General features: G+C 69.2%; 22 protein-coding genes. 11 read left to right on the top strand and 11 right to left on the bottom strand.

All coding sequences use genetic code 11. From position 1 onward, the window contains the following. Positions 1 to 8 precede the first annotated feature (8 nt). Positions 9 to 1,328: an acyl-CoA dehydrogenase family protein gene (locus tag ACIBK4_RS17415; protein ID WP_398995608.1), complete on the top strand. Its 1,320-nt coding sequence runs from the start codon at positions 9 to 11 to the stop codon at positions 1,326 to 1,328. Next, entirely contained in the window at positions 1,325 to 2,101 is a 777-nt protein-coding gene (locus ACIBK4_RS17410) for an SDR family NAD(P)-dependent oxidoreductase (RefSeq protein WP_398995607.1), read from the top strand. The genes ACIBK4_RS17415 and ACIBK4_RS17410 overlap by 4 nt, the downstream gene beginning before the upstream one ends. Here the strand turns inward: ACIBK4_RS17410 and ACIBK4_RS17405 are convergent. From ACIBK4_RS17405 to ACIBK4_RS17395, 3 genes are all read right to left on the bottom strand, one after another. Then, positions 2,098 to 3,123 carry a phosphotransferase family protein gene (locus ACIBK4_RS17405; RefSeq protein WP_398995606.1) on the bottom strand — a complete coding sequence of 342 codons (1,026 nt, stop codon included), beginning with the start codon at positions 3,121 to 3,123 and terminating at the stop codon, positions 2,098 to 2,100. The two genes, ACIBK4_RS17410 and ACIBK4_RS17405, sit on opposite strands and share 4 nt — an antisense overlap. Continuing rightward, on the bottom strand, positions 3,120 to 4,634 hold the full coding sequence (locus ACIBK4_RS17400) for a class I adenylate-forming enzyme family protein (protein WP_398995605.1): 1,515 nt from the start codon (positions 4,632 to 4,634) through the stop codon (positions 3,120 to 3,122). Before ACIBK4_RS17400 ends, ACIBK4_RS17405 begins: the two co-directional genes overlap by 4 nt. 73 nt (positions 4,635 to 4,707) lie before the next feature. Then, on the bottom strand, positions 4,708 to 5,016 hold the full coding sequence (locus ACIBK4_RS17395) for a hypothetical protein (protein ID WP_398995604.1): 309 nt from the start codon (positions 5,014 to 5,016) through the stop codon (positions 4,708 to 4,710). A gap of 116 nt (positions 5,017 to 5,132) precedes the next feature. On the opposite strand from ACIBK4_RS17395, the gene ACIBK4_RS17390 reads away from it, so the two are divergent. Both ACIBK4_RS17390 and ACIBK4_RS17385 read left to right on the top strand, forming a co-directional pair. Beyond that, positions 5,133 to 5,906, top strand: coding sequence for an enoyl-CoA hydratase/isomerase family protein (locus ACIBK4_RS17390; protein WP_398995603.1), 774 nt, complete (start codon positions 5,133 to 5,135; stop codon positions 5,904 to 5,906). 37 nt (positions 5,907 to 5,943) lie between these two features. Next, positions 5,944 to 6,975 carry an LLM class flavin-dependent oxidoreductase gene (locus ACIBK4_RS17385; protein ID WP_398995602.1) on the top strand — a complete coding sequence of 344 codons (1,032 nt, stop codon included), beginning with the start codon at positions 5,944 to 5,946 and terminating at the stop codon, positions 6,973 to 6,975. A gap of 77 nt (positions 6,976 to 7,052) precedes the next feature. Here the strand turns inward: ACIBK4_RS17385 and ACIBK4_RS17380 are convergent, their stop codons facing one another. Then, positions 7,053 to 8,312: an amidohydrolase family protein gene (locus ACIBK4_RS17380; RefSeq protein ID WP_398995601.1), complete on the bottom strand. Its 1,260-nt coding sequence runs from the start codon at positions 8,310 to 8,312 to the stop codon at positions 7,053 to 7,055. Between the two features lie 190 nt (positions 8,313 to 8,502). Here ACIBK4_RS17380 and ACIBK4_RS17375 point away from each other — a divergent pair, with 190 nt between their 5' ends. After that, positions 8,503 to 9,981 (top strand): aldehyde dehydrogenase family protein, encoded by a 1,479-nt coding sequence (locus ACIBK4_RS17375; RefSeq protein WP_398995600.1) that lies wholly within the window; start codon positions 8,503 to 8,505, stop codon positions 9,979 to 9,981. A 15-nt stretch (positions 9,982 to 9,996) separates the two neighbouring features. Here the strand turns inward: ACIBK4_RS17375 and ACIBK4_RS17370 are convergent, their stop codons facing one another. Then, entirely contained in the window at positions 9,997 to 11,169 is a 1,173-nt protein-coding gene (locus ACIBK4_RS17370) for a thiolase family protein (protein WP_398995599.1), read from the bottom strand. 140 nt (positions 11,170 to 11,309) lie between these two features. Here ACIBK4_RS17370 and ACIBK4_RS17365 point away from each other — a divergent pair, with 140 nt between their 5' ends. From ACIBK4_RS17365 to ACIBK4_RS17355, 3 genes are read left to right on the top strand one after another with little or no spacing between them, the layout of a single operon-like run. Beyond that, entirely contained in the window at positions 11,310 to 12,434 is a 1,125-nt protein-coding gene (locus ACIBK4_RS17365; protein WP_398995598.1) for an acyl-CoA dehydrogenase family protein, read from the top strand. A 23-nt stretch (positions 12,435 to 12,457) separates the two neighbouring features. Then, complete coding sequence (locus tag ACIBK4_RS17360) at positions 12,458 to 13,222, top strand: SDR family NAD(P)-dependent oxidoreductase (protein ID WP_398995597.1); 765 nt, start codon at positions 12,458 to 12,460, stop codon at positions 13,220 to 13,222. Positions 13,223 to 13,269: 47 nt separating this feature from the next. Then, complete coding sequence (locus ACIBK4_RS17355) at positions 13,270 to 14,028, top strand: SDR family NAD(P)-dependent oxidoreductase (protein WP_398995596.1); 759 nt, start codon at positions 13,270 to 13,272, stop codon at positions 14,026 to 14,028. Positions 14,029 to 14,092: 64 nt separating this feature from the next. Here ACIBK4_RS17355 and ACIBK4_RS17350 read toward each other — a convergent pair whose 3' ends face one another. Then, positions 14,093 to 14,758, bottom strand: a complete 666-nt coding sequence (locus ACIBK4_RS17350) for a TetR/AcrR family transcriptional regulator (RefSeq protein ID WP_398995595.1) — start codon at positions 14,756 to 14,758, stop codon at positions 14,093 to 14,095. A gap of 205 nt (positions 14,759 to 14,963) precedes the next feature. Between ACIBK4_RS17350 and ACIBK4_RS17345 the strand changes: the two genes are divergently transcribed. Next, positions 14,964 to 16,193, top strand: coding sequence for a prolyl oligopeptidase family serine peptidase (locus ACIBK4_RS17345; protein ID WP_398995594.1), 1,230 nt, complete (start codon positions 14,964 to 14,966; stop codon positions 16,191 to 16,193). Between the two features lie 7 nt (positions 16,194 to 16,200). On the opposite strand, the gene ACIBK4_RS17340 is transcribed toward ACIBK4_RS17345, so the two are convergent. Beyond that, positions 16,201 to 16,719, bottom strand: coding sequence for a proline dehydrogenase (locus tag ACIBK4_RS17340; RefSeq protein WP_398995593.1), 519 nt, complete (start codon positions 16,717 to 16,719; stop codon positions 16,201 to 16,203). A gap of 127 nt (positions 16,720 to 16,846) precedes the next feature. Here ACIBK4_RS17340 and ACIBK4_RS17335 point away from each other — a divergent pair, with 127 nt between their 5' ends. Next, positions 16,847 to 17,536 (top strand): PASTA domain-containing protein, encoded by a 690-nt coding sequence (locus tag ACIBK4_RS17335; RefSeq protein WP_398995592.1) that lies wholly within the window; start codon positions 16,847 to 16,849, stop codon positions 17,534 to 17,536. 52 nt (positions 17,537 to 17,588) lie between these two features. Here the strand turns inward: ACIBK4_RS17335 and ACIBK4_RS17330 are convergent, their stop codons facing one another. Further along, positions 17,589 to 18,263, bottom strand: coding sequence for a TetR/AcrR family transcriptional regulator (locus ACIBK4_RS17330; protein ID WP_398995591.1), 675 nt, complete (start codon positions 18,261 to 18,263; stop codon positions 17,589 to 17,591). 106 nt (positions 18,264 to 18,369) lie between these two features. Between ACIBK4_RS17330 and ACIBK4_RS17325 the strand changes: the two genes are divergently transcribed. Beyond that, positions 18,370 to 18,798, top strand: coding sequence for a nitroreductase family deazaflavin-dependent oxidoreductase (locus tag ACIBK4_RS17325; protein WP_398995590.1), 429 nt, complete (start codon positions 18,370 to 18,372; stop codon positions 18,796 to 18,798). On the opposite strand, the gene ACIBK4_RS17320 is transcribed toward ACIBK4_RS17325, so the two are convergent. Genes ACIBK4_RS17320 through ACIBK4_RS17310 form a run of 3 tightly spaced genes read right to left on the bottom strand, consistent with a single transcriptional unit; the run spans position 18,791 to position 21,335 of the window. Next, positions 18,791 to 19,549 carry a hypothetical protein gene (locus ACIBK4_RS17320; RefSeq protein WP_398995588.1) on the bottom strand — a complete coding sequence of 253 codons (759 nt, stop codon included), beginning with the start codon at positions 19,547 to 19,549 and terminating at the stop codon, positions 18,791 to 18,793. The two genes, ACIBK4_RS17325 and ACIBK4_RS17320, sit on opposite strands and share 8 nt — an antisense overlap. A gap of 49 nt (positions 19,550 to 19,598) precedes the next feature. After that, the gene (locus ACIBK4_RS17315) at positions 19,599 to 20,117 is read right to left on the bottom strand and encodes a flavin reductase family protein (protein ID WP_398995587.1); all 519 of its coding nucleotides are present in this window, start codon (positions 20,115 to 20,117) and stop codon (positions 19,599 to 19,601) included. Between the two features lie 36 nt (positions 20,118 to 20,153). Then, positions 20,154 to 21,335, bottom strand: coding sequence for a hydroxylase (locus tag ACIBK4_RS17310; protein ID WP_398995586.1), 1,182 nt, complete (start codon positions 21,333 to 21,335; stop codon positions 20,154 to 20,156). Positions 21,336 to 21,398 lie beyond the last annotated feature (63 nt).

The raw sequence follows: 21,398 nt of genomic DNA, 5'->3' as shown, positions 1-21,398 counted from the left end.
GAGGGCCGATGCTGGACTTCTCGACCGAACCCGAGTTCCAGGCCAAGCTGGACTGGGCGGCGGCCTTCGTACGGGAGGAGGTCGAGCCGCTCGACCTGCTCTTCCCGCACGGCGGCGACCCGTACGACACGCGCAACGAGAAGGCGCGCGCGATCCTCAAGCCGCTCCAGGAGCAGGTCCGCGCGCAGGGCCTGTGGGCGTGCCATCTCGGCGCCGAACTCGGCGGCGCGGGCTACGGCCAGGTGAAGCTCGCGTACCTCAACGAGATCCTCGGCCGCTCCTACTGGGCCCCGACGGTCTTCGGCACCGCGGCCCCGGACACCGGCAACGCCGAGATCCTGGCGATGTTCGGCACCGACGAGCAGAAGGCGCGCTATCTGCAGCCGCTCCTCGACGGGGACATCGTCTCCACCTTCTCGATGACGGAACCGCAGGCCGGAGCCGATCCGAAGGAGTTCGTGTGCCGGGCCCGGCGCGAGGGGGACGAGTGGGTGATCGACGGGGAGAAGTGGTTCTCCTCCAACGCCCGGTACGCGGCCTTCCTCATCGTCATGGCCGTCACCGACCCGGAGGCCGCGCCGCACGCCCGGATGTCGATGTTCATCGTCCCGGCCGAGACACCCGGCATCGAGATCAAGCGCAACGTCGGCACGATGGACGAGCGCGACTCCCTCGACGAGGGCATCCACGCCTACATCCGCTACGACCGGGTGCGCGTCCCCCTCGACGCCATGCTCGGCGGTCCCGGCGAGGGTTTCAAGGTCGCGCAGGCCCGGCTCGGCGGGGGCCGTGTGCACCACGCGATGCGGACCGTCGGCAAGTGCACCCGCGCCTTCGACATGATGTGCGAGCGAGCGCTGTCCCGGCGGACTCAGGGCACTCTTCTCGCCGAGAAGCAGGCGGTGCAGCAGTTCATCGCGGACTCGTGGGTGGAGTTGCAGCAGTTCCGGCTGCTGGTGCTGCACACGGCCTGGCTCATCGACACCCAGCCGCACGGCGCGACCCGCACCCAGATCGCGATGTGCAAGGTCCAGACGGCGAAGGTGCTGCACGACGTCATCCAGCGCGCCCTGCATCTGCACGGCTCGCTCGGCACCACCAACGAACTCCCCCTTGCGAAATGGTGGATGGCCGCACCGAACCTCGCCCTCGCCGACGGCCCCACCGAGGTCCACCGCACCACGATCGCGAAGCAGTTGCTGAAGAACCGCCGTCCGGCCGAAGGCCTGTTCCCCAGCGAGCACATCCCGCCCCGGCTGGAGGCCGCCCGCAAGCGCTACGCGCACATCCTCGACGACGAGAGCCTCGCCGGCCGGGTGGACGCATGAGCGCCGGGCGCGACACCAAGTCCCTTGCTCCGGCAGACCTGTTCGACCTCTCGGGCAAGGTCGCGCTCGTCACAGGCGGCAGCCGGGGCCTCGGTCTCGCGATGGTGCGCGCGTTCGCCACCGCGGGCGCCGACATCGTGATCGCCAGCCGCAAGCTCGACGCGTGCGAGACGGCGGCCGCCGAGGTCCGCGATCTGGGCCGCCGCGCTCTGCCGGTCGCCGCCCACGTCGGCCACTGGGACGACCTGGCACGCCTCACCGACGCGGCCTACGCGGAGTTCGGGAAGGTCGACGTCCTGGTCAACAACGCCGGCATGTCACCCCTCGCCCCGTCCTCCGCCGACACGAGCGAGGAACTCTTCGACAAGGTGATCGGCGTCAACTTCAAGGGCCCGTTCCGGCTGGCCTCGTTGATCGGCCGACGCATGGCCGAGGGAGACGGCGGCTCGATCATCAACGTCTCCTCCTCCGGCGCGCTGATGCCCCAACCGCGCTTCGGCCCCTACGCCGGCGCCAAGGCCGCCCTCAACGCCCTCACCACGGTCTTCGCCCTGGAGTACGGCCCGATCGTACGGGTCAACACGATCTCGGCCGGCCCCTTCCTCACGGACGTCTCCAAGTCCTGGGCGGAGGATAAACGCCAGACCACACGCAGCGCGATCGGGCGCCCGGGGCAGCCGGAGGAGATCGTCAGCACCGCGCTGTATCTGGCGAGCGACGCGTCCAGCTATACGACGGGAGCGCTGATCCGGGTGGACGGCGGGCTGTACTAGCCGAGCAACTCCAGCGCCTTGTCCAGCAGTTCGGGCAGCGCGGGCAGCATCCGCCGGTGCATGTCGTTCAACTCCCCCGCTTTCCTCCCCCGTTTGATCAGCAGCGCGGTCGCGGCCGACTCCTTGTACTTGGTGAGCGCCTCGAACCACGCGAGGTCCCGCAGCGGTTCACCGCGCAACTCCTCGTAGATGTCGACGAGTTCGGCCTTGGTAGGCATGCCCGTCGGCTCGTCCGACAGGGCGGCGGGGTGGTGGGCCTCGTCGGTGAAGAAGGTCAGCCAGGTCATGTCGACGCGGGGATCGCCGAGCGACCAGATCTCCCAGTCGATGATCGATGTCACCGAGCCGGCCTCGCACAGGGTGTTGCCGAGCCGGTAGTCGCCATGGGTGAACACCGGTGTCATCGCGGCGGGCACGGTGGCGTGCAGTCGGGCGGCGACCGCCTCGTGGCCGGTGCTCAGGTCGTCGGAGACGGTGCCGAAAGCGCGGGTCCAGCGGCCGATCTCGGCGTCCAGGGTCATGGCCGGTTCCGCCGCGAGGGCCGTGCGGAGCGGGTCCACGCGGTGCAGGTCGGCGAGCATCCGGGCCGCGTCGAAGGCACGGGACCGTACCTGGCCCGGGGTGAGGGTGCCGCGGGGCACGAGCACCGGTTCCACACACTCGCCGGGCACGAGTTCCATGGCCACGAAGGGCTGGACCGCCGGAGGCGCGCCCGCGTCACAGAACAGCACTTTCGGCACCCTCACACCTGGCTGTCCGGCCAGGGCCGCCATGAGCCGTGCCTGCCGCAGCACGTCCCGGTTGCGGACGGGGGCCAGGCCGGGCGGGGCCACCTTGAGGACGACGCGTTCATAGCCGTCCGGGACACCCGAGAGGACGGCGACGTACGTCAGGCTCGACGTGCCGCCGGTGAGCGGTTCGACGCCGTCCACCGTGGCACCGGGGATCCAGCCGCCGACCACGGCGGCCGTACGGTCCGTCAACTCCCGTATCAACGCGGGGCTGTTGGTGGTAACGCTCATGCCTGCCCCTTCGTCCCGTTCTCGGGTGCGGTCAGTGCCGCCACGATGTCGCGGCGGATCAGCTTGCCGGTCACCGTGCGCGGGAGTTCGGTCCAGTACGTGATGCGTTCCGGGGTCTTCGAACCGCGCAGGGTGCCGCGTACGGCCGCGCGCAGCGCCCCCGCGTCGGCCTTCGCGCCGTCACGTGGGACCACGACGGCCTCGATGCGCTGACCCCACTCCTCATCGGGGACGCCGACGACGACTGCGTCGAGCACGTCCGGGTGCCGTAGGAGGACGTCCTCGATCTCGGCGGGCGCGATGTTCTCCGCGCCGCGGATGATCGTGTCGTCGGCTCTGCCCTCGATGTGGACGTAGCCGTCAGCGTCGAGGCGGCCCCGGTCGCGGGTGTGGAAGAAGCCCCGCTCGTCGACCGCCGAGCCCTGCCCGGCGTACTCCCCCGAGACCTGCTCGCCGCGCACCCAGATCTGCCCGGTCTCTCCCGCTCCGAGCAACTCCCCGGCAACGTCGCGGACTTCGATCTCAATGCCCGGCACCGGCAGTCCGGCCGAGCCCAGCCGGGCGCGTACCTCGGGGTCGTCGCTCGCGATCGCCGCCCGGTGTTCGGCCGGGCCGAGCACCGAGACCGTGGACGAAGTCTCCGTCAGGCCATAGGCGTTGACGAAGTCCACCCCCGGCCAGGTGCGCAGTGCCGTCTCGATCACCCGCACCGGCATCCTGGCTCCGCCGTACGCGAGCGAGCGCAGTGAGGGGACCGAACGGTCCAGCCCCTCCGTGTCCATGATCCGGGCGAGCATGGTCGGGACCAGCATCGCGTGGGTGATCCGCTGCTCCCGGACGAGGGCGAGCCAGCTCTCCGGGGTGAACTGGTCGAGGGTGAGGGTGCGTCGGCCGGAGTAGAGGTTCGTCAGCACATTGGAGACGGCGGCTATGTGGTATGGCGGCACGCTCATCAGCGCTGCCTCGGTGGGGTCGGCCGCCGCGAACTCGACCGTGCCGAGCACGTAGGACACGAGGTTGTGGTGGCGCAGGACCACGCCCTTTGGGGTTGAGGTGGTTCCGCTGGTGTAGATCAGCACGGCGGGGGTGTCGGGCGCCGGTGCCGGGTCGGTGGAGCCCTCGGCGTTCGCGGCTGCCTCCGTGAGCCACTCGGCCGGGCTGCGGACCCGCAGGCCGGCCCGGCGTGGTGCCGCGTCCTGGCCGGGAGCGGCGATGGCCAAGGCGTGTGGATGGTTCGCGAGGAGCGCGTCCAACTGCTCTTCGCCCAGGCGGTAGTTGACCGGGACCAGCGGCACCCCGGCGCGGGCCGCGGCGAACTGGGCGACCGCGAAGGCGGGGCCGTTCGTGGCCAGGTAAACGATCGCGTCGGCGTCGGCCGCACGGACCGACCGGGCTCCGCCGACGGCCAGTTCGCGGAGTCGTACGGGGGTGAGGCCGTCTTGTGCGGGTCCGATCACCACCCGGTCGCCGAAGCCGTCGGCGGCCATGTCCAGAATCATCGAGACGTTCATCGGCGCGCTTCCCGCTTCCCGTTGCTCAGTGTTCCCGTTGCTCGGTCGTCTCGTTGCTCGGTCGTCCCGCTTGTCAGTCCGAGGCCGGCAAGGGCTTGGCGCTCTTCACCGGCAGGGGGACGCCGTTGACCGCGAGCGTGCCCTCGCCCCCTTTCGTGCAGAGGAGTTCGAGGCCGAGGTCCTCGTTGGCGTAGCGCTTGCCGAGCAGGGAACCGCCCATCAGGTCGGGGTCGGCGGTGCCGGTGACCGTGCCCGGTGCGGTCCCCTCGATCATGACGGCGCCGCCGCAGGTGATGTCCAACTCACCGTCCGGGCACCGGACGACGATCACCGCCGTCGTGTCCACCGTGCTGGCGAGCATCTGTCCTACTCGTGGCCTCATCGCAGCTTCCTCCGCGGATCTTGTTCCGTTCCGGGCGCCCAAAGACCAGAAAAAAGTATACTACTTACCTCGATCACGTCGAGATGACGAACCGAGCTGACGAACGGAGTCGCCGGATGGATCTCAAGACCGTCCTGTTCGAGGTGACCGACCACGTCGCCACCATCACCCTGAACCGGCCGCAGGCCATGAACAGCTTCAACCAGCAGATGCTGGAGGACTTCTCCGCGCTCTGGGACAGGGTCAAGGCCGATGACGACGTGCACGTCGTCGTGTTGCGCGGGTCGGGCGACCGCGCGTTCAGCACCGGCATGGACGTGAAGGAGGGCATCGACCGGCATCCCAACGTGTGGTCGCAGACCGACCCCGGGGAGTTCCTGTCGCCGAAGCTCAATCAGGTGTGGAAACCGCTGGTCTGCGCGGTGCACGGCATGGCCGCCGGCGGAGCGTTCTACTGGCTCAACGAGGCCGACATCCTGATCTGTTCGCAGGACGCGACCTTCTTCGATCCGCACGTCAGCTACGGACTCACCGCCGCGCTCGAACCGATCGGGCTGGCCCGTCGCATCCCGCTCGGCGAGACCCTGCGCATCGCCCTGCTCGGTCTGGACGAGCGCCTGTCGGCCGCCCGCGCTCTCCAAATCGGCCTGGTCAGCGAGGTGTTGCCGGGTGAGGAACTCTGGGCCCGCGCGGACGAGATCGCGCGCATCATCGCCGCCAGGCCGCCGGCCGCGATCCAGGGCACGGTCCGGGCGATCTGGGAGTCCCTGGACGCGACCCGCACCCAGGCACTGCGCACCGGGCTGTCGTACACGCAGATCGGCAACCCGATCGGGAAGGCGGAGGTGGACCGCGACGCAGTGCCCCGCGGACGATGGACACTGCGCTGACCCTCCCCTACGCTCCATAAAACAGTATCCTTTTTTCATGATGCTCCAGGGAGGGCTGGCTCCGATGCGCTTTGGCATGCCTTGGCCGGGCCGCGAGGTGGCACACGAGGCAGAGGAAGCCGGTGCGGGCGCCTTCTGCGCCGGCGAGTTCGTCGACCACGACGCCTACCTCACCCTCGCCGAGATCGTCGCGAACTCCGAACGCGCCCTGGCGGGACCCGCCATCGCCTACGCCTTCGCCCGCACCCCGTACGCGCACGCCACCGCGCTGCGCCAACTCCACGCCCAGGCGCCGGGGCGGCTCTTCCTCGGTCTGGGCAGCGCCGCGTTCCGTATCAACCGCGACTGGCTCGACGTGCCCGCCGACCGGCCCGTGGCCCGGATCGCGGAGACCGTCGGCGCTGTGCGCGCCTGGCTGCACGCGGAGAACGGCGAGAAGGTCCACTACTCGGGCGAGTTCCACTCGATCGACGCCGATGTCCGTGCCCCCGTGCTGGGCCCGCTCGACATCCCCGTGCTGCTCGCCGCGTTCAACACCCGCATGGCCGCCACGGCGGGCCGGGTCGCCGACGGTGTCATCGGGCACGGGCTGTTCACCGCCTCCTGGTGGAACGACGTCGTACGCCCGTCGGTGGAGCGCGGCACAGTCGCCGCGGGCCGCACCGAGGCGCCGCTGGAGCACGGCTGGGTCATCACCGCGGTCGACGACACCGCCCCCGAACGCGCCGTGGCCGACGCCCGGCGCATGATCGCCTTCTATCTGACGGTGAAGACGTACGACCCGTTCGTGGCCCACCACGGCTGGGAGGGCCCGGTGGCGCAGTTGCGCAAGGCGTTCCGGGCCGGTGACACCGACGCGATGGCCGCCGCCGTCACCGACGAGATGCTGGCCGGGATCGCCGTGTGCGGGACGACGGCCGACGCGAAGGAGATGCTCGCCCGTCGCGCCGGTTCGCTGCCCCGTGACGTCGGCTATTTCGCTCCCCCGAGTTTCCTGGTGAGCCGGCGGCGCCGGGCAGCGTACGCCCGTGCCTCCCTCGCGCTGATCGGCGAACTGCCCACGCCGTGAGAGAAGCGGCGGGCGGCACCCTCGGGCCGCCCGCCGCTGTCATCGCGTTTCAGTACCCTGAAACGCCGTTTCGCGGGTCAGGCGTTCTCGGTGACCGGGGCGAGTTTCCTGCTCTTGTCGAAGTGCACGATGTCCGCGAGGGTGCCGCCCAGGATGGCCGCGCGGTCCTCGTCGTTGACGCCCTCGAAGTTCTCCGCGATGCACTCGGCACTGCTGCGGAAGGTGCCCTCCGCGTGCGGGTAGTCGTTCCCCCACATGACCGTCGACAGGCCGGTGATGTGGCGGGCCTTGACGGCCGTGGGGTCGTCGGCGAACTGCACGTGGATCTGGCGCCGGACGTACTCGGTGGGCTTGAGCGGGTAGGGCCACTTGTCGTTGATCGCGAACAGCCGCCCCATGGAGGGCTGTTCGGTCGCCGGACGGTTGTCGTCCCAGAAGCCGAGCCACCAGTCGGGGTCCTGGCCGGTGCCCGTCTTCCACGCCTTGTCCATGTAGCCCATGAAGGACACCAGCCAGCCGGCGGTGTACTCGATCAGGTTGAAGTGCAGGTCGGGGAAGCGCTCGCAGACCCCGCCGCCGACCAGACTGGCGATGATGCCCTGCGGCCCCGCCACACCGGCACCGGCCGCGAAGCCCATGGTCCGGCCCGCCACCATGTCGTCGGTCAGGTTCCCCTTGCCCATGTTCATGGACGTCATCAGTCCCCGGACGGTCTGTGCCGTTCCGGAGATCTCCTGCTTGACCTTCACCCCGCCGGTGGCCACATGGATGAAGACCGGCAGCTCGTACGCCTGGGCGGCGGCCCAGATCGGGTCGTACTCCCGCGAGTAGTACGGCTGGGGCGGGATCTCCGGCAGGAGGATCGCGCCGAGCCCCAGCCTCGCGATCCGCTCGATCTCCGCCACGGCGGCGGGGACGTCCGTGATCGGGATCGCGGCCGTGGGGCGCAGCCGGTCCTTGTAGGGGAGGTAGCGCTCGACGAGGTAGTCGTTCCACACGCGCGCGTGGGCCATCGACAGCTCGTGGTCGTCCGTGAACAGGACGAACAGCGAGAGGTTGGGGAACATGACCGAGGCGTCGACGCCGTCGAAGTTCATGTCCCGGATGATGTGGTCGGGATCGCCGTCCGGGGTCTCCCCGCCGGTCTGGCGGTACTTGGAGATGGTCCAGCCGTCGAACCCGATGGTGTGGAGTTTCTTGAACTCCGTGTGCCCGCCCGGCACGATCGGCTCGTCGAGGGTGAACTCCTCTTCCCACAGCGCGCGTTCGCGGAGCTGCTTGGGCAGGCGGGTCTTGAACAGATCGACCGGCTCGATGATGTGCGAATCGCCGGACACGACAAATTCCTTGAACACAGGCGGTACCTCTCTTCGAACTCCGTCGTCCGTAGCCAGAAGGCCGACCCCCAGATATCTGCGAAGTTAGCTGTACCGACCGGTCGAGTCAATAAAAGCAGCGCACCCCTGGCCCACCTCCGCAAATTCAGTACACTCAACTGTGGGACTCGGCGATGAGGAGACGGCACACATGACGACGACATACGCGTTCTCTTCCCGGCTCTACATCGACGGACGGCGCACCGATGGAACGTCGGACGCGCGGATCGTCGTACGCAATCCGGCGACGGAGGAGACCCTCGCCGAGGTTCCCGACTCCTCGCTCACGGATGTGCGGCGTGCGGTCGAGGCGGCGCGGCGGGCCTTCGACGAGGGGCCGTGGCCGCGGCTGAGGCCCGCCGAGCGGGGCGCCGTTCTGCTGCGCCTGGCCGAGGAGTTGGAGCGGCGGCTGCCCGAACTCGTCGCCGTCAACATGGCCGAGGCGGGTTCGGTACGGGCGCTGGCGGAGACGCTGCAGACCCGGGTTCCGGTGGCGCATCTGCGGGACATGGCCGAGCGGGTGATCCCGGCCTTCGCGTGGGAGCGTCCGATGGATCCTACGATCGCGCCGGGCATCGGCATCTCCCAAGGGGTGCTGCGGCGCGAGGCGTTCGGGGTGTGCGCGCTGATCTCGGCGTACAACTTCCCCTTCTTCCTCAGCATGATGAAGGTGATCCCGGCGCTCGCCGCGGGCTGCACCGTCGTACTGAAACCGGCGCCTCAGACCCCGCTCGACTCGCTGCTGCTCGGCGACTTCGCCGACGCGGCCGGGCTGCCGCCGGGCGTGCTGAACATCGTGACCGGCGACGTCGAGGCCGGCCGGGAGCTGACCACCCACCCGATGGTGGACCTCGTCAGCTTCACGGGCTCGGACACGGTGGGCCGCGTGGTGTACGCCCAGGCCGCCGCCTCCATGAAGAAGGTGGTCCTGGAACTCGGCGGCAAGTCCGCCAACATCGTCCGCGCCGACGGCGATCTCGACGGTGCCGTCCGCTCCGCGCTGGCGGGCATGACCACCCATGCGGGGCAGGGCTGTTCGCTGCTGACGCGCACGCTCGTGCACGAGTCGGTCCACGACGAGCTGGTCGACCGGTTGAGCGCGGCCCTGGCCGATGTCAGGGTCGGCGACCCCGCCGACCCGGCCACCACGATGGGTCCACTGATCAGCGCGGCCCAGCGGGACAAGGTCGAGAAGCTGATCCAGGTCGGCGAGGAGGAGGGCGCCCGCATCGTCTGCGGCGGCAGGCGCCCGGCCGGTCTCGACAAGGGTTACTTCCTGGAACCCACGCTCTTCGCCGCCGTGGACAACGCGATGACGATCGCCCGGACGGAGTTCTTCGGACCGGTCGGCGTCGTCATCCCGTTCCGCACGGACGAGGAGGCGGTACGCATCGCCAACGACAGTCCGTACGGGCTGGGCGGTGCCGTCTGGAGCGCGGACACGGTGGCCGCCTACGACATGGCGACCCGGCTGCGGACCGGCGGTGTCGCGATCAACGGCGGCAGCGCCGGGGTGAACCCCCGGGCCGCCTTCGGGGGTTACAAGCAGAGCGGACTCGGGCGCGAGTGGGGCGAGTTCGGGCTCGACGAGTATCTGCAGACGAAGACGGTGAGCTGGGCTGCGCGCTGAGGCACGGCCCGCGTGTCACGCGGTGAGCACCATCGCCGATCCCATGCCGCCGCCCGCGCACATGGCCGCGACCGCCGTCCCTCCCCCACGGCGCCGCAGCTCGTGCGCCAGCGTGACGACCATGCGCGCACCGGTGGTGGCGATCGGATGTCCGAGGCTGCATCCGCTGCCGAAGGGATTGACCCGCTCCGGGTCGAGGTCCAGTTCCCGGGTCGCGGCGACGGCCACGGCGGCGAACGCCTCGTTGACCTCGAACAGGTCGACGTCCTCGATCCGCAGCCCGGCGCGGTCAAGTGCCTTGCGGATGGCGGCGATCGGGGCCAGTCCCGTCTCGACGGGATCGACCCCGACGCTCGCCCACGCCCGTACGGTGGCGAGCGGCGCCAGCCCGTGCTCGGCGGCGACCTCGGCGGAGGCGACGACGACCGCGGCCGAACCGTCGTTCACGCCACTGGAGTTGCCCGCCGTGATGGAGTAGCCGTCGATCTCGGGGCGCAGCACCTTCAATGCCGCGAGCTTCTCGATACTGGTGTCGCGGCGCGGGTGCTCGTCGGTGTCGAACACGGATTTCACCCCGTCCCGGTCGACGACCTCGACCGGCACGATCTCGTCGACGAACCGCCCCCCGTCGATCGCCCGCACGGCCCGCTGGTGCGAGCGCAGCGCCCAACTGTCCATCTCCTGGCGGGAGATACCGATCCGCCGGGCCACATTCCAGCCGACCAGCGTCGCCATGTCGTCGTTGGGCGCCTCACGGGTCGGAGCGTGCGAGGGCGACATCCAGGGGTCCTGCCAGTCGTCTGTGCCCGGAATCCGGCGCCGGGCCACGGGTGCGGTCGACGAGGACTGCGTTCCGCCGGCGACGACCACTCGGTCCATCCCGGCGCGTACGCCCGCGGCGGCGGTCGCCACACTGGCCAGCCCCGAGGCACAGTGCCGGTTGTGCGCCAGGCCCGGCACATGGGTCAGCCCCGCTTCGAGTGCCGCGTAGCGGGCTATGTCCCCGCCTCCGGCCAGGGTCTCGCCGAGGACGACGTCGTCGATCAGGTCGAGGGGCAGTCCCGAACGTCGCACCGCCTCGCGTACGACGACGGTGGCGAGGTCGAAGGCGCTGGTGTCCCGCAGCGTCCCCCTCCGGGCGGTACCGATCGCGGTGCGGCACGCGGCGAGCAGAACGGCATCAGTCATAAAATTGATGATACTCAACTAACAGAAAGGCACGGAAGAACGCCTTCAACTGGCCCGAGATCTCGACCGATCACCAAAAAGAGGATACCTTCTTCGTGCCGTGGATCTGTCGTCGATGCGCGTGGACCTGGTGGTGGCTGGTGAACTTCGAACTCAGTGAGGAGCAGGCCATGCTGCGCGAGGCCGCGCGCGCCCTGCTGTCCGACCGCGCCCCGATGACCGTCGTACGAGCGTCGATGGACAGCTCCGAGGACGTCGACCCCGAGCTGTGGCGCCTGACGTCCGACCTCGGCTGGCCCGGCCTCGCACTGCCCGAGGAGTACGGCGGTTCCGGTCAGGGAGTGGCCGAACTCGCCCTGCTCGCCGAGGAGATCGGCCGCGCACTCGGCCGCGGCCCCTTCCTCCCGACAACGATCGTCGGCCGGGCGATTGCCTACGGCGGTTCCGAGCGCCTGCGTGGCGAGGTGCTGCCCGCGCTCGCCGCCGGGGAGGACTGGGCCACCTGGGCCTTCGCCGAACCGCATGCCCCCTGGACCCTCGACGGGATCCGCGCGACCGCCTGCACGGACGGGGACGAGGCCGTCCTGGACGGCGTCAAGACCGTGGTGCAGGATGCCGGCGGTGCCCGCTGGCTGCTGGTCACCGCGCGCCACGAGGGCGAACCGGCATCCTTCCTCGTCGACCGCGCGGCCCCCGGTGTCACCGTCCGGCGTCAGCGCGTTCTGGATCCGACCCGTGCGTTCCACGAGGTTCGCCTGGACGCCGTACGGGTTCCGCGCGACGCCCGTCTCGACGGCGGGCCGGCCGATATCCAGGCCCTGCTCGACGAGGCGTCCGTCCTGCGATGCGCGGACGCCCTCGGCGTGATGGAACGCATGCTGGAGCTGACCGTCCAACACACCACGAACCGGGTGCAGTTCGGGCGGCCGATCGGAAGTTTCCAGGCCGTCAAGCACGCCTGTGCCGACATGGCACTGCTCGTGCACGGCACCCGTGCCGCGACGTACTACGCGGCGATGGCCGCCGACGCCGGTGCCGACGACACCGCCCGGGCGGCCTGTGCCGCCGCCTCCTACGCCACCGCCGGTACCGGTGAAGTCGCCGCTCGGGCCCTGCAGTTGCACGGCGGTATCGGCTTCACCTGGGAGCACGACCTCCACCTCCACCTGCGCCGGGCCAGGGCCGACCGGGTGCTGTACGGCGACACGGCCGTCCACCGCGACCGGCTCTGCACCCTCCTTCAGCGGTCTTCCGTGTCCGCCTGAACCGAGCGAGAGGCAATCGACCGATGGAGATCAAGGGCAAGAAGGCCGTCGTGTTCGGCGGGGCCTCCGGAATGGGGCGCGCAAGCGCGGAGTTGCTCGCGGCGCGCGGCGCCGAGGTCGTCGTACTCGATCGTCCGGCGTCGGCCGGCGCCGAGGTCGCGGCGGCGCTGGGCGGGCGTTTCCAGCCTGTCGACGTCACCGACTTCGAGGCGACGGAGAGCACGCTGACCGGCGCCGTCGAGTCGCTCGGCGGGCTGCACGTCGCGATCACGACCGCGGGCGGCGGTACGGCGATGCGGACGCTCGGCAGGAACGGGCCGCACGACCTCGACACCTTTCGCCGGGTCCTCGACCTCAACACCGTCGCGACCTTCAACATCAGCCGGCTCGCCGCCGCGCACATGAGCCGCAACGAGCCCGAGGACCCGGACGGCGAACGCGGCGTCATCATCAACACGTCGTCGATCGCCGCGTTCGAGGGCCAGGTCGGCCAAGTCGCCTACGGGGCGGCCAAAGCGGCGATCGCCGGGATGTGTCTCACCATGGCGCGCGACCTCGGCTCGCTCGGCATCCGCGTCCTGGCCATCGCACCCAGTCTGTTCGACACGGGTGCCGTCGAGAAGATCCCGGACGAGGCGCGGGCGGTCCTGGTCAGGGACGCGGCGTTCCCCAAACGCCTGGGCCGCCCCGAGGAGTTCGCCAAGCTCGCGCTCGCCATCGTCGACAACCCGATGCTGAACGGCCAGTGCCTGCGACTCGACGCGGGACAGCGGTTCGGCCCCAAGTGACCGGTGCGGGGCGCCGGTTGGAACCAGGACGACGACGGGAGCACCGTATGCCGGACAACGACGAGCACCAGGGCAAGGTCGCGTTCATCACCGGGGGCGGGCGCGGGTTCGGCAAGGCGTTCGGCGCGGCTCTGTCGGCGCGGGGCGCGCACGTCGTGCTCGCGGACATCGACGGGGCCGCGGCGGAGACGGCCGCCGCCGAACTCACCGCCGCGGGCGGCAGCGTGACGGGGGTGACCTGTGACGTGGCCGACGAGACCGCGGTCCAGGCGGTCATCGACAAGGTCGCGGAACAGCACGGTGGCCTCGACATCCTGGTCAACAACGCGGGCCTGCACGCCGCTTACAACCGGCCGTTCACCGAACTCGGCCTCACCAAGGTGCGACGCGTGCTCGACGTGAACGTCATGGGCGTCGTCATCTGCTCCCTCGCGGCACAGAGGTCCATGCGGGGGCGCCCCGGTGCCGCGATCGTCAACATCTCCTCGTCGGCGGCCTACGCGAACCGCAGCATCTACGGCGTCTCCAAACTCGCCGTACGCGGACTGACCGTGTCCTTCGCGCGCGAGTTCGCCGCCGACGGCATCCGCGTCAACGCGATCGCCCCGGGGCTGATCTTCACCGACACGGTCCGCGCCGACCTCAACGAGGCCGAGGCGAAGCGGGTGTTGGGCGAGCAGATCCTTCAACGGGAGGGCGAGGAAGGGGACATCGTCGAGGCGTTGCTGTATCTGGTCTCGTCGAAGGCTTCGTTCATCACGGGTGAGACGTTGCGGGTGACGGGCGGGTTCGCGCTCTCGGTCTAGCGTCCCGGGACGCGTTCGGGCCGACCGGATTCAGGGACAGGTCGGTTTCAGGGACGGGTCGGCTTCAAGGACGCGTCGGCTTCTCCCCGGTGAGATCCGCGGCCATTCCGATGCCGCGGAACTCCGGGGCCGGGGGCAGCAGTTCGGTCCCGTCCGGCTGGGTGCGCATGCCGTCCAGCAGCAGGCGCAGGTAACGGCGCCACAGGTCGGGCTCTCCGGTCTGGTCGGTGACCGCGGCCACCATCAGCTGGATCATCGGGAGATCCAGGTGCTCGACGTCGGGGCGCAGCGCCCCCTGCTCCTTCGCGCGCTCGATCAGCGGATCGACCAGGGGCTTGATCCGCCGGTCGACGAGAGCGTGCCGTTGGGCGGCCTTGCCGGTGCCGAGCATGACCTCGCGCAACCCCCGGTCGTGCGCCTGGAGTTCGCACACCTTCTCCAGGCTGGACGCCAGTCCGTGCCACGGGTCGGGATCGGCGGCGGCTTCCCGGGCGGACGCCTCGACCTGGTCGATCATGTCCTCGAAGACCGCGTCGACCAGCTCTTCCTTGTTGGAGAAGTGCCGGTAGGCCGTCCCCACTCCGAGTCCCGCGTGGCGGGCGACGTCGTCGAGGGTCGCGGCCAGACCCCGGTCGCGGAACACCTCGCGAGCGGCGGTCATCAGGCGGCGGCGGTTCAGCTCGGCATCGCGCCGCAGCGGCGGTCTGCCGGGTTCAGCGAGCTCCGCCATGCCAGTCGTCACGCCTTCCGGGTGATGCCGAATCGTCCAGCTCATCGTACCGGCGCGAGCTGGGCACTCCTTGATCAGGTTCGACCCGGCGCGATCACCCCCAGGACCTAAACGGAGAAGACATCTCCGTTTGGTGTTACGGTGGTCGAGACAAACCGGAGATGCGATCTCCGTTTACCACCTTGCGTCAGCGGGAGAAGAAGCCATGGACATGCACGGAGAGAAGGCAACACCTCACGGAAAGTCGCGGGCAGGCTGGCGGAGGACCGGCGCCGCCGTCACGGTCGCCATCACGGCGGGGCTGGCCCTGGTCGCCTGCTCCTCGGGCGGCACAAGCTCGGCCGGCGGTACGTCCAGCCCCAGCACGAAGACGGCCGCGTGCCCCACGGGAACGGCCACCACCGGTGCCGAAGCCGGCGCCGGAACGAGCGCGGGGGCGCCCACCGGAATGCCGTCGGGCAACGCGGGAGGCATCGCCGTTGCCAAGACCATCAAGAAGTCGGACACCAGCACCAGCACGGTGATCGACCCCAAGGGTGCGCAGATCCGGTGCGCCACCTCCGGGATCACCACCACGCACGACATCACATACTCCTCGCCGACCACCAACGGCAAGAAGAGCGACCTGAAGCTGGACATCCAGGTGCCCACGTCCACATCCGGCAAGAAGCCCCTGGTCGTCTACCTGACCGGCGGCGGGTTCGTCATGGCGGACCGCACCGCCAACCTGAACCAGCGCACCTATGTGGCCGACCAGGGTTACGTCGTGGCCAGCATCCAGTACCGCACCACCAAGGACGGCGCCACGTACAAGGACGCCGTCGCCGACGTGAAGTCCGCGATCCGGTACCTGCGCGCCAACGCGGACAAGTACTCCATCGACACCGACCAGGTCGCCGTATGGGGACAGTCCGCGGGCGGCTACCTGGCGGCGATGACCGGCGCCACCAACGGCGAGAAGTCCTTCGACGTCGGCGACAACCTGACACAGAGCAGTGAAGTGCAGGGCGTGGTCGACGAGTTCGGCCCGGCCGACCTCTCCGAGCTAGCGGCCGACTACGACACGGCGGCCCAGAAGGTCAACTACGCGGCGGGCAACAGCGCCGCCCAGTGGGTCTACGGCCCCGGCACCAAGAAGTCGATCGCGGACCGTACGAGCGAGGTCGCGGCCGCCGACCCGGCCACGCACATCACTTCCGAGACCGCGCCCTTCGTCATCTTCCACGGCAGCGCCGACAACCTGGTCTCACCCAGCGAAACCCTCAACCTCCACACGGCACTGCGCGCCAAGGGCATCGACAGCACCCGCTACGTCCTCACCGGCGCCGGCCACGGCGACCTGTCCTTCACCGGCGACACCACGGCCTCCCTGCCCTGGTCCACCCAGGAGACAATGGGCCACATCGTCGACTTCCTGGGGCAGCACCTCAAGTAGCCGAGAATCAGTCGGAGTTGCCGATGACAGCGCGGGCCGCGACCCGGAAGGCCCTGACCTCCTGGTAGAGGACGCGCTCCCGTTCGGCGGCAAGGACGCTGTCCTCGGCCTTGCGGGTGGCGTCCCCGGCGCGGGCGCTGTCGGCCATCCGCCGCATGACTTCGGAGAGCCCGCTGGAGGCGTCGGCGACTCGCTCGGTGACGCTCACGAGAGAGGCCGGCCCTTCGAGGATCACAACTTCGGCGGCACGATGGACCTCCCGGGCAAGAGCGATGAAGCGATGTGTCTTCTCATCGACATCGGGCAGTTCGGGTTCGTCCGAACGCAGTGCGTCGAGTACGGCGTCCATGGCGATGTCGCGGTCATGGAGCGCGCCGAGGTAACCGGCGTAGGCATCGCGGCGATGCTGACGGCGCCACTGATCGTTCTGTGCCCGTGTCTGTGTCCGGCCGCTCACGATCGCGGCTCCGAGAGTGGCGACGGAGCCGACAGCGGCACCCAGCAGCGCGGCGAGTCCTGCGTCCATCCGTCCAGTCTGCCGTTTGCCGGATGCCGGATGCCGTCCGGAAACCTGTCACGGTTCGTCACGCAGCGTGCGGCCGGGCCTCCGCGTCTGACACAGTGTGCCTTCATCCACACATCAGGGGCGTACCGTGTCCAACTCCGTATTTACGCCGCCGGGTCAGCCGTCATGGGCCGCCGGGTCACGTCCGAGGAAGAAGCGCGACTGGAAGCTCCTCGGTGGAGTCACCGCGGGCATTCTCGTCATCGGCGGCCTCGGCACCGCCTGCCACAACACCACTGGTGCAGGCGGCAGTTCGACCGCCGCCACCACGGGCGGCAACGCCAAGACCGGCGGCAGGACCAAGACCGTCCCCGACTTCGTCGGCATGGGTCTTCAGTCCGCGCAGGACGCAGCCCAGAAGCAGGGCTTCTACAGCCTCAAGTCCCACGACTCGCTCGGCCGGGACCGCCACCAGATCCTCGACCGGGACTGGAAGGTCTGCTCCCAGAACGTGAAGGCCGGTACGACGACGTCCACGGACACCCAACTCGACTTCGGCGCGGTCAAGTTGGACGAGACCTGCCCGGCGAAGGACCAGTCCGCGCCTGCGTCGGCCGGCGGAACCATGCCGGACTTCAAGGGGAAGTCGGTGAACACCGCCCGCGACGCGCTCCGCTCCAGCACGTCGATCACGGTCAAGGACGCCTCCGGCAAGGGGCGTTACGTACTCCTGGAGTCGAACTGGCAGGTGTGCTCGCAGAAGCCGCCCGCCGGGACGAAGCTGAGCGGGCAGCCGGTGGAGTTCTCCGCGGTGAAGTTCGGGGAGTCCTGCCCGTAGCGGTACCTGCCAGTCGCCGGTGTCTCGCAACTCCCCTGTCCACGTGCCCAGTTCAGGCCTCATCTCCGTAACTCGCGGGCCGTACCCCATAGTCGGCCAAGCCGCGCGCGAGCAGAGCGAAGGCCTCCGCTCCGTACGCACGGACGTCGGCGGCGAGCCGGTCGGTCGCCTCGTCGGCCAGGACGCGGCGCCGTACGAGGTCGATGAGCGCGCGATGGACGCCCATCAGGGCGTTCGCGGCCACATACGCGGTGACGTCGAGGGCACTCCCCGGCTCGCCGGCGCTTCCCTCCGCGCCGATCCGTGCGGCCAGCGCGGCTGTCGCGTCGGCGATCGCCTGCTGTTCGCGGGCGCGGAGCGCGGGACTGTCCGCCACCATGCGGTTGACCGTCCGCAGCCGTACGGCCGCCTCGTCGTCCCCGGCCTCGACCCGGGCGAGGAGCCCGGCCGGTTCGGTGAGGAAGTTCCGTACGGTGTCCAGGACCGGCTCGCCCGGAGGGCGGGAGTCGACGGCCTCGACCAGGCGTTCCCCGAAGCTTTCGAGTCGGGAGTAGAACAGGTCCTCTTTGCGCGGGAAGTAGTTGAAGACGGTGGCCTCGGAGACGTGCGCCTCGCGGGCGATCTCGGCGACCCGCACGGCGTCGAACCCCCGGTCGGCGAACAGCCGCCAGGCGGTGTCCGCGATCAGTGTCCGCGTCTGCTCCTTCTTCGACTGGCGAATCCCCATCGTCACCTCTGTCCGAACCTCCGCCTCGGGGAGACAAAGAGTCTAGGGTGACCCTATATTTAGGGTCACCCTAGGAATTCTATCAACACCTGCCCGAGGAGGTTCCATGACAGCGTCGAGCGCCCCTTACCTCCGCCCGCCCTGGGGAGCACGGGTCATCGGCAACCGCATGGCCAAGCTCTTCGCGCGGTCGGTACTGACAACGTTGAGCGTCCGCGGTCGTACCAGCGGGCAGTGGCGGAGTGTGCCGGTGGCCGTCCTCGCTCACGACGGGGAGCGCTACCTCATCGCACCCCGCGGCAACACCGAGTGGTCCCGCAACCTGCGCGCCGCGAAGAGCGGACGGCTGCGACGCGGGGGCCGGGTCGAGGAGTTCGAGGCGGTAGAGGTGCCGGCCGACGAGCGTCCGCCGCTGATCGCCGTCTACCTCGAACACTACGGCCGCTTCCCCACCGTGACCGAGACCTTCCGCCAGCTCCCCGACCCCGCCGACCATCCCACGTTCCGCATCGTCGACTCCCGCGGGCTCAGCTGACAGTGGGCATCCGGGCGCTCGTTGGTTCGGAAAGTGCCGCTCCCTCCGCCGCTTCCCGCTCTTCGGATTTCACGGCGCGCAACAGCACGATCGGCGTGGCGATTTTCCAGATGAAGTACACCACCGTGGGAAGCACGTTCGCGAGAAGTCCGTTCCAGGCGAACGGGCCGGTCTTCGTGAGGAAGACGAAGGCGCCCGGGATGAGCAGAACGCCGAGTATCAGATTGAGATAGCCGAACCAGCGGGGGAACACCGGCCTGTCACGATTGTCGACGAGTGCCGCGTACCCGATCGACCAGACCTGGAGGACGAATATGCAGGCATTGCCCACCAGCATCAGCCAGTAGATGTCCGACATCGCATAGAGCACGTCGGGCGAGTGGCTCTCCGGTCGATAGGCCGCTGCCGCGAGTATCGCGATCGGAAAGAAGAAGCCGATCGGTGCGACGACTCCGGTGAGGAGCTGGATCATGGACAGCAGACCCCACCCGCCCTCGATACGGCGCATCTGCATGCTGGTCACGACGACGAACGGGTACTCGAACGGGACCACGAGCACCATGATCGCGGCGCAGGCGAGGATCCCCGTCTGATGGTCGGTGAGGAATTCGACAACACCTTGGGCATTCTTCGTCGGGTCCATCGGCGTGATGAGATGGCCGACGGAGAAAGCGACGGCGAATCCCAGCAACAGCACGAATCCGCACCACGCGGAGATGCGTTCCAATCTGAAGTGCAGGTCTTGTCGCATCAACGGATCTCCTTTGATCTCGCCATCTCGCGGCTCACTTCTTTCCCTGCTACCAGCCGACGAGCCTGTCCAGCAGCAGCGTCGCGCTCGACAGATAGTCGCCGTAACCACCGCGGAAGAAGAGCAGTGGCGTCTTCATCGACTCGACACGGAGTGTGCGGACACGGCCTACGACGAGTTGGTGGTCGCCGAGTTCGACGATTTTCTCGACCGTGCAGTCGACCCACGCGACGATTCCGTCCAGGACGGGATTGCCCAGCGGGGATTCCCGCCAGTCGGCGCCCTCGAAGCGATTCGGGCCGCCGGCCATCTGCCGGGAAAGGCGTTCCTGATTGCCCGCGAGCGCGTTGGCGCAGAATCGCCCCGCCGTCCGGATCGTCGGGAGGGTGGTGGAGGAACCGTTCACCAGGAAGGACACCAGCGGCGGTTCCAGGGACACGGACATGAAGGTTCCGACGATCATTCCCCGGGGTTGCCGGTCGGCGTCCGTCGTGGTGATCGCGACCACGCTCGTGGGGAAGTGCCCCAGCACCTCACGGAAGGTGCGTTCCTCGACCGCGTCGGTCACGGTCCCTCCTTGTTCTCGCACATTCTTGACGAGTCGTCAGATCAGGACGCGCATCGCCTCGGGCAGTTCAAGTCCCATCTGCGCAAGGGCGTTGGCGTGGTACGCCGACCCGGGGACGTGGATCATGTGCTGGAGGCCCACGTGCGCGTCCCGCCAGAACCGCTGGATCGGGTTGCCGCGGCGGATCGCGTTGCCGCCGGACCGCACGAAGATCTCGTCCAGCGCGGAGACGGCCCGCCACGCGCAACGGACCTGGTTGCGGCGGACGTTGGAGCGGTCCTCGATGGACACGGGCTTTCCGGCCTCGACCTGGTCGTACAACCGGCTGATGCCGTCGATGAGTTGGACCCGTGAGGCGGCGATCTCGGCGGCGGCCTCACCGGCGGCGTACAACACGTACGGGTCGTCGCGCACTTGGACGCCGGTCACGGCGACCCGGTCGCGCTGCTGGGACAGATGGAGGGCGAGTGCGCCCTCGCAGATGCCGATGACGGCGGCCGTGATCCCGAGCGGGAACATGGCGCTGAAGGGCAACTTGTAGAGGGTGTCGGTGAGTCCGACCGCTTCGGCGGCACTGCCTTCCTGGACCGCCTCCTGCTTGATGGTGCGGTAGGCGGGGATGAACGCCTTGTCGACGACGACGTCCTTGCTGCCGGTGCCCGCCAGGCCGATCACCTCCCAAGTACCGTCGATGATCTCGTAGTCCGAGCGCGGCAGTACGACATGGAGGACGGAGATCGGCCCGGCCGGCTTCCCCTTGCCGTCGCCGACGAGTGCGCCCAGGAAGTCCCAGTCGCAGTGGTCGCTTCCGGAGGAGAAGGGCCAGCGTCCGCTGAGGACGTAACCGCCGTCCACGGGGTCGGCGATGCCGTTCGGCATGTACGGCGAGGCGATCCAGGTGTCCGGGTCCGCGTCCCACACCTCATGTGCGAGCCGGGGGTCCAACTGGGCCAGTTCCCACGGGTGTACGCCGACGACACCGCACACCCAGCCCGCGGCCCCGTCATGCCGTGCGACGGCCATCACCGCTTCAGCGAAGTCCCGGGGGTGGGCGCTGAGGCCGCCGAACTCCTTGGGCTGCAGGAGTCGGATCACGCCTGCCGAGCGGAGCAGTTCGACGGTGCGGTCGCTCAACTTGCCGAGTTTCTCGTTCTGTTCGGCGAGTGCGGCCAGTTCGGACCCGAGATCCTCGACACGGTTGACCACTTCGTGCGTCACGCCGCACACCTCCTGCTGACTGATACCTCGCAAGTGCCGCACACGCGCGGCGGGATGATCCCA

The organism is Streptomyces sp. NPDC050528 (genome assembly GCF_044457795.1).
GTDB lineage: Bacteria > Actinomycetota > Actinomycetes > Streptomycetales > Streptomycetaceae > Streptomyces.
Note: the sequence above shows the minus strand (reverse complement) of the source record. Positions and strands in the feature narration are given on the sequence as shown.

Coding starts and splice junctions, on each gene's coding strand:
- ACIBK4_RS17415 (WP_398995608.1), top strand. CDS start 9: ATGCTGGACTTCTCGACCGAACCCGAGTTCCAGGCCAAGCTGGACTGG.
- ACIBK4_RS17410 (WP_398995607.1), top strand. CDS start 1,325: ATGAGCGCCGGGCGCGACACCAAGTCCCTTGCTCCGGCAGACCTGTTC.
- ACIBK4_RS17405 (WP_398995606.1), bottom strand. CDS start 3,123: ATGAGCGTTACCACCAACAGCCCCGCGTTGATACGGGAGTTGACGGAC.
- ACIBK4_RS17400 (WP_398995605.1), bottom strand. CDS start 4,634: ATGAACGTCTCGATGATTCTGGACATGGCCGCCGACGGCTTCGGCGAC.
- ACIBK4_RS17395 (WP_398995604.1), bottom strand. CDS start 5,016: ATGAGGCCACGAGTAGGACAGATGCTCGCCAGCACGGTGGACACGACG.
- ACIBK4_RS17390 (WP_398995603.1), top strand. CDS start 5,133: ATGGATCTCAAGACCGTCCTGTTCGAGGTGACCGACCACGTCGCCACC.
- ACIBK4_RS17385 (WP_398995602.1), top strand. CDS start 5,944: ATGATGCTCCAGGGAGGGCTGGCTCCGATGCGCTTTGGCATGCCTTGG.
- ACIBK4_RS17375 (WP_398995600.1), top strand. CDS start 8,503: ATGACGACGACATACGCGTTCTCTTCCCGGCTCTACATCGACGGACGG.
- ACIBK4_RS17370 (WP_398995599.1), bottom strand. CDS start 11,169: ATGACTGATGCCGTTCTGCTCGCCGCGTGCCGCACCGCGATCGGTACC.
- ACIBK4_RS17360 (WP_398995597.1), top strand. CDS start 12,458: ATGGAGATCAAGGGCAAGAAGGCCGTCGTGTTCGGCGGGGCCTCCGGA.
- ACIBK4_RS17355 (WP_398995596.1), top strand. CDS start 13,270: ATGCCGGACAACGACGAGCACCAGGGCAAGGTCGCGTTCATCACCGGG.
- ACIBK4_RS17350 (WP_398995595.1), bottom strand. CDS start 14,758: ATGGCGGAGCTCGCTGAACCCGGCAGACCGCCGCTGCGGCGCGATGCC.
- ACIBK4_RS17345 (WP_398995594.1), top strand. CDS start 14,964: ATGGACATGCACGGAGAGAAGGCAACACCTCACGGAAAGTCGCGGGCA.
- ACIBK4_RS17340 (WP_398995593.1), bottom strand. CDS start 16,719: ATGGACGCAGGACTCGCCGCGCTGCTGGGTGCCGCTGTCGGCTCCGTC.
- ACIBK4_RS17330 (WP_398995591.1), bottom strand. CDS start 18,263: ATGGGGATTCGCCAGTCGAAGAAGGAGCAGACGCGGACACTGATCGCG.
- ACIBK4_RS17325 (WP_398995590.1), top strand. CDS start 18,370: ATGACAGCGTCGAGCGCCCCTTACCTCCGCCCGCCCTGGGGAGCACGG.
- ACIBK4_RS17320 (WP_398995588.1), bottom strand. CDS start 19,549: ATGCGACAAGACCTGCACTTCAGATTGGAACGCATCTCCGCGTGGTGC.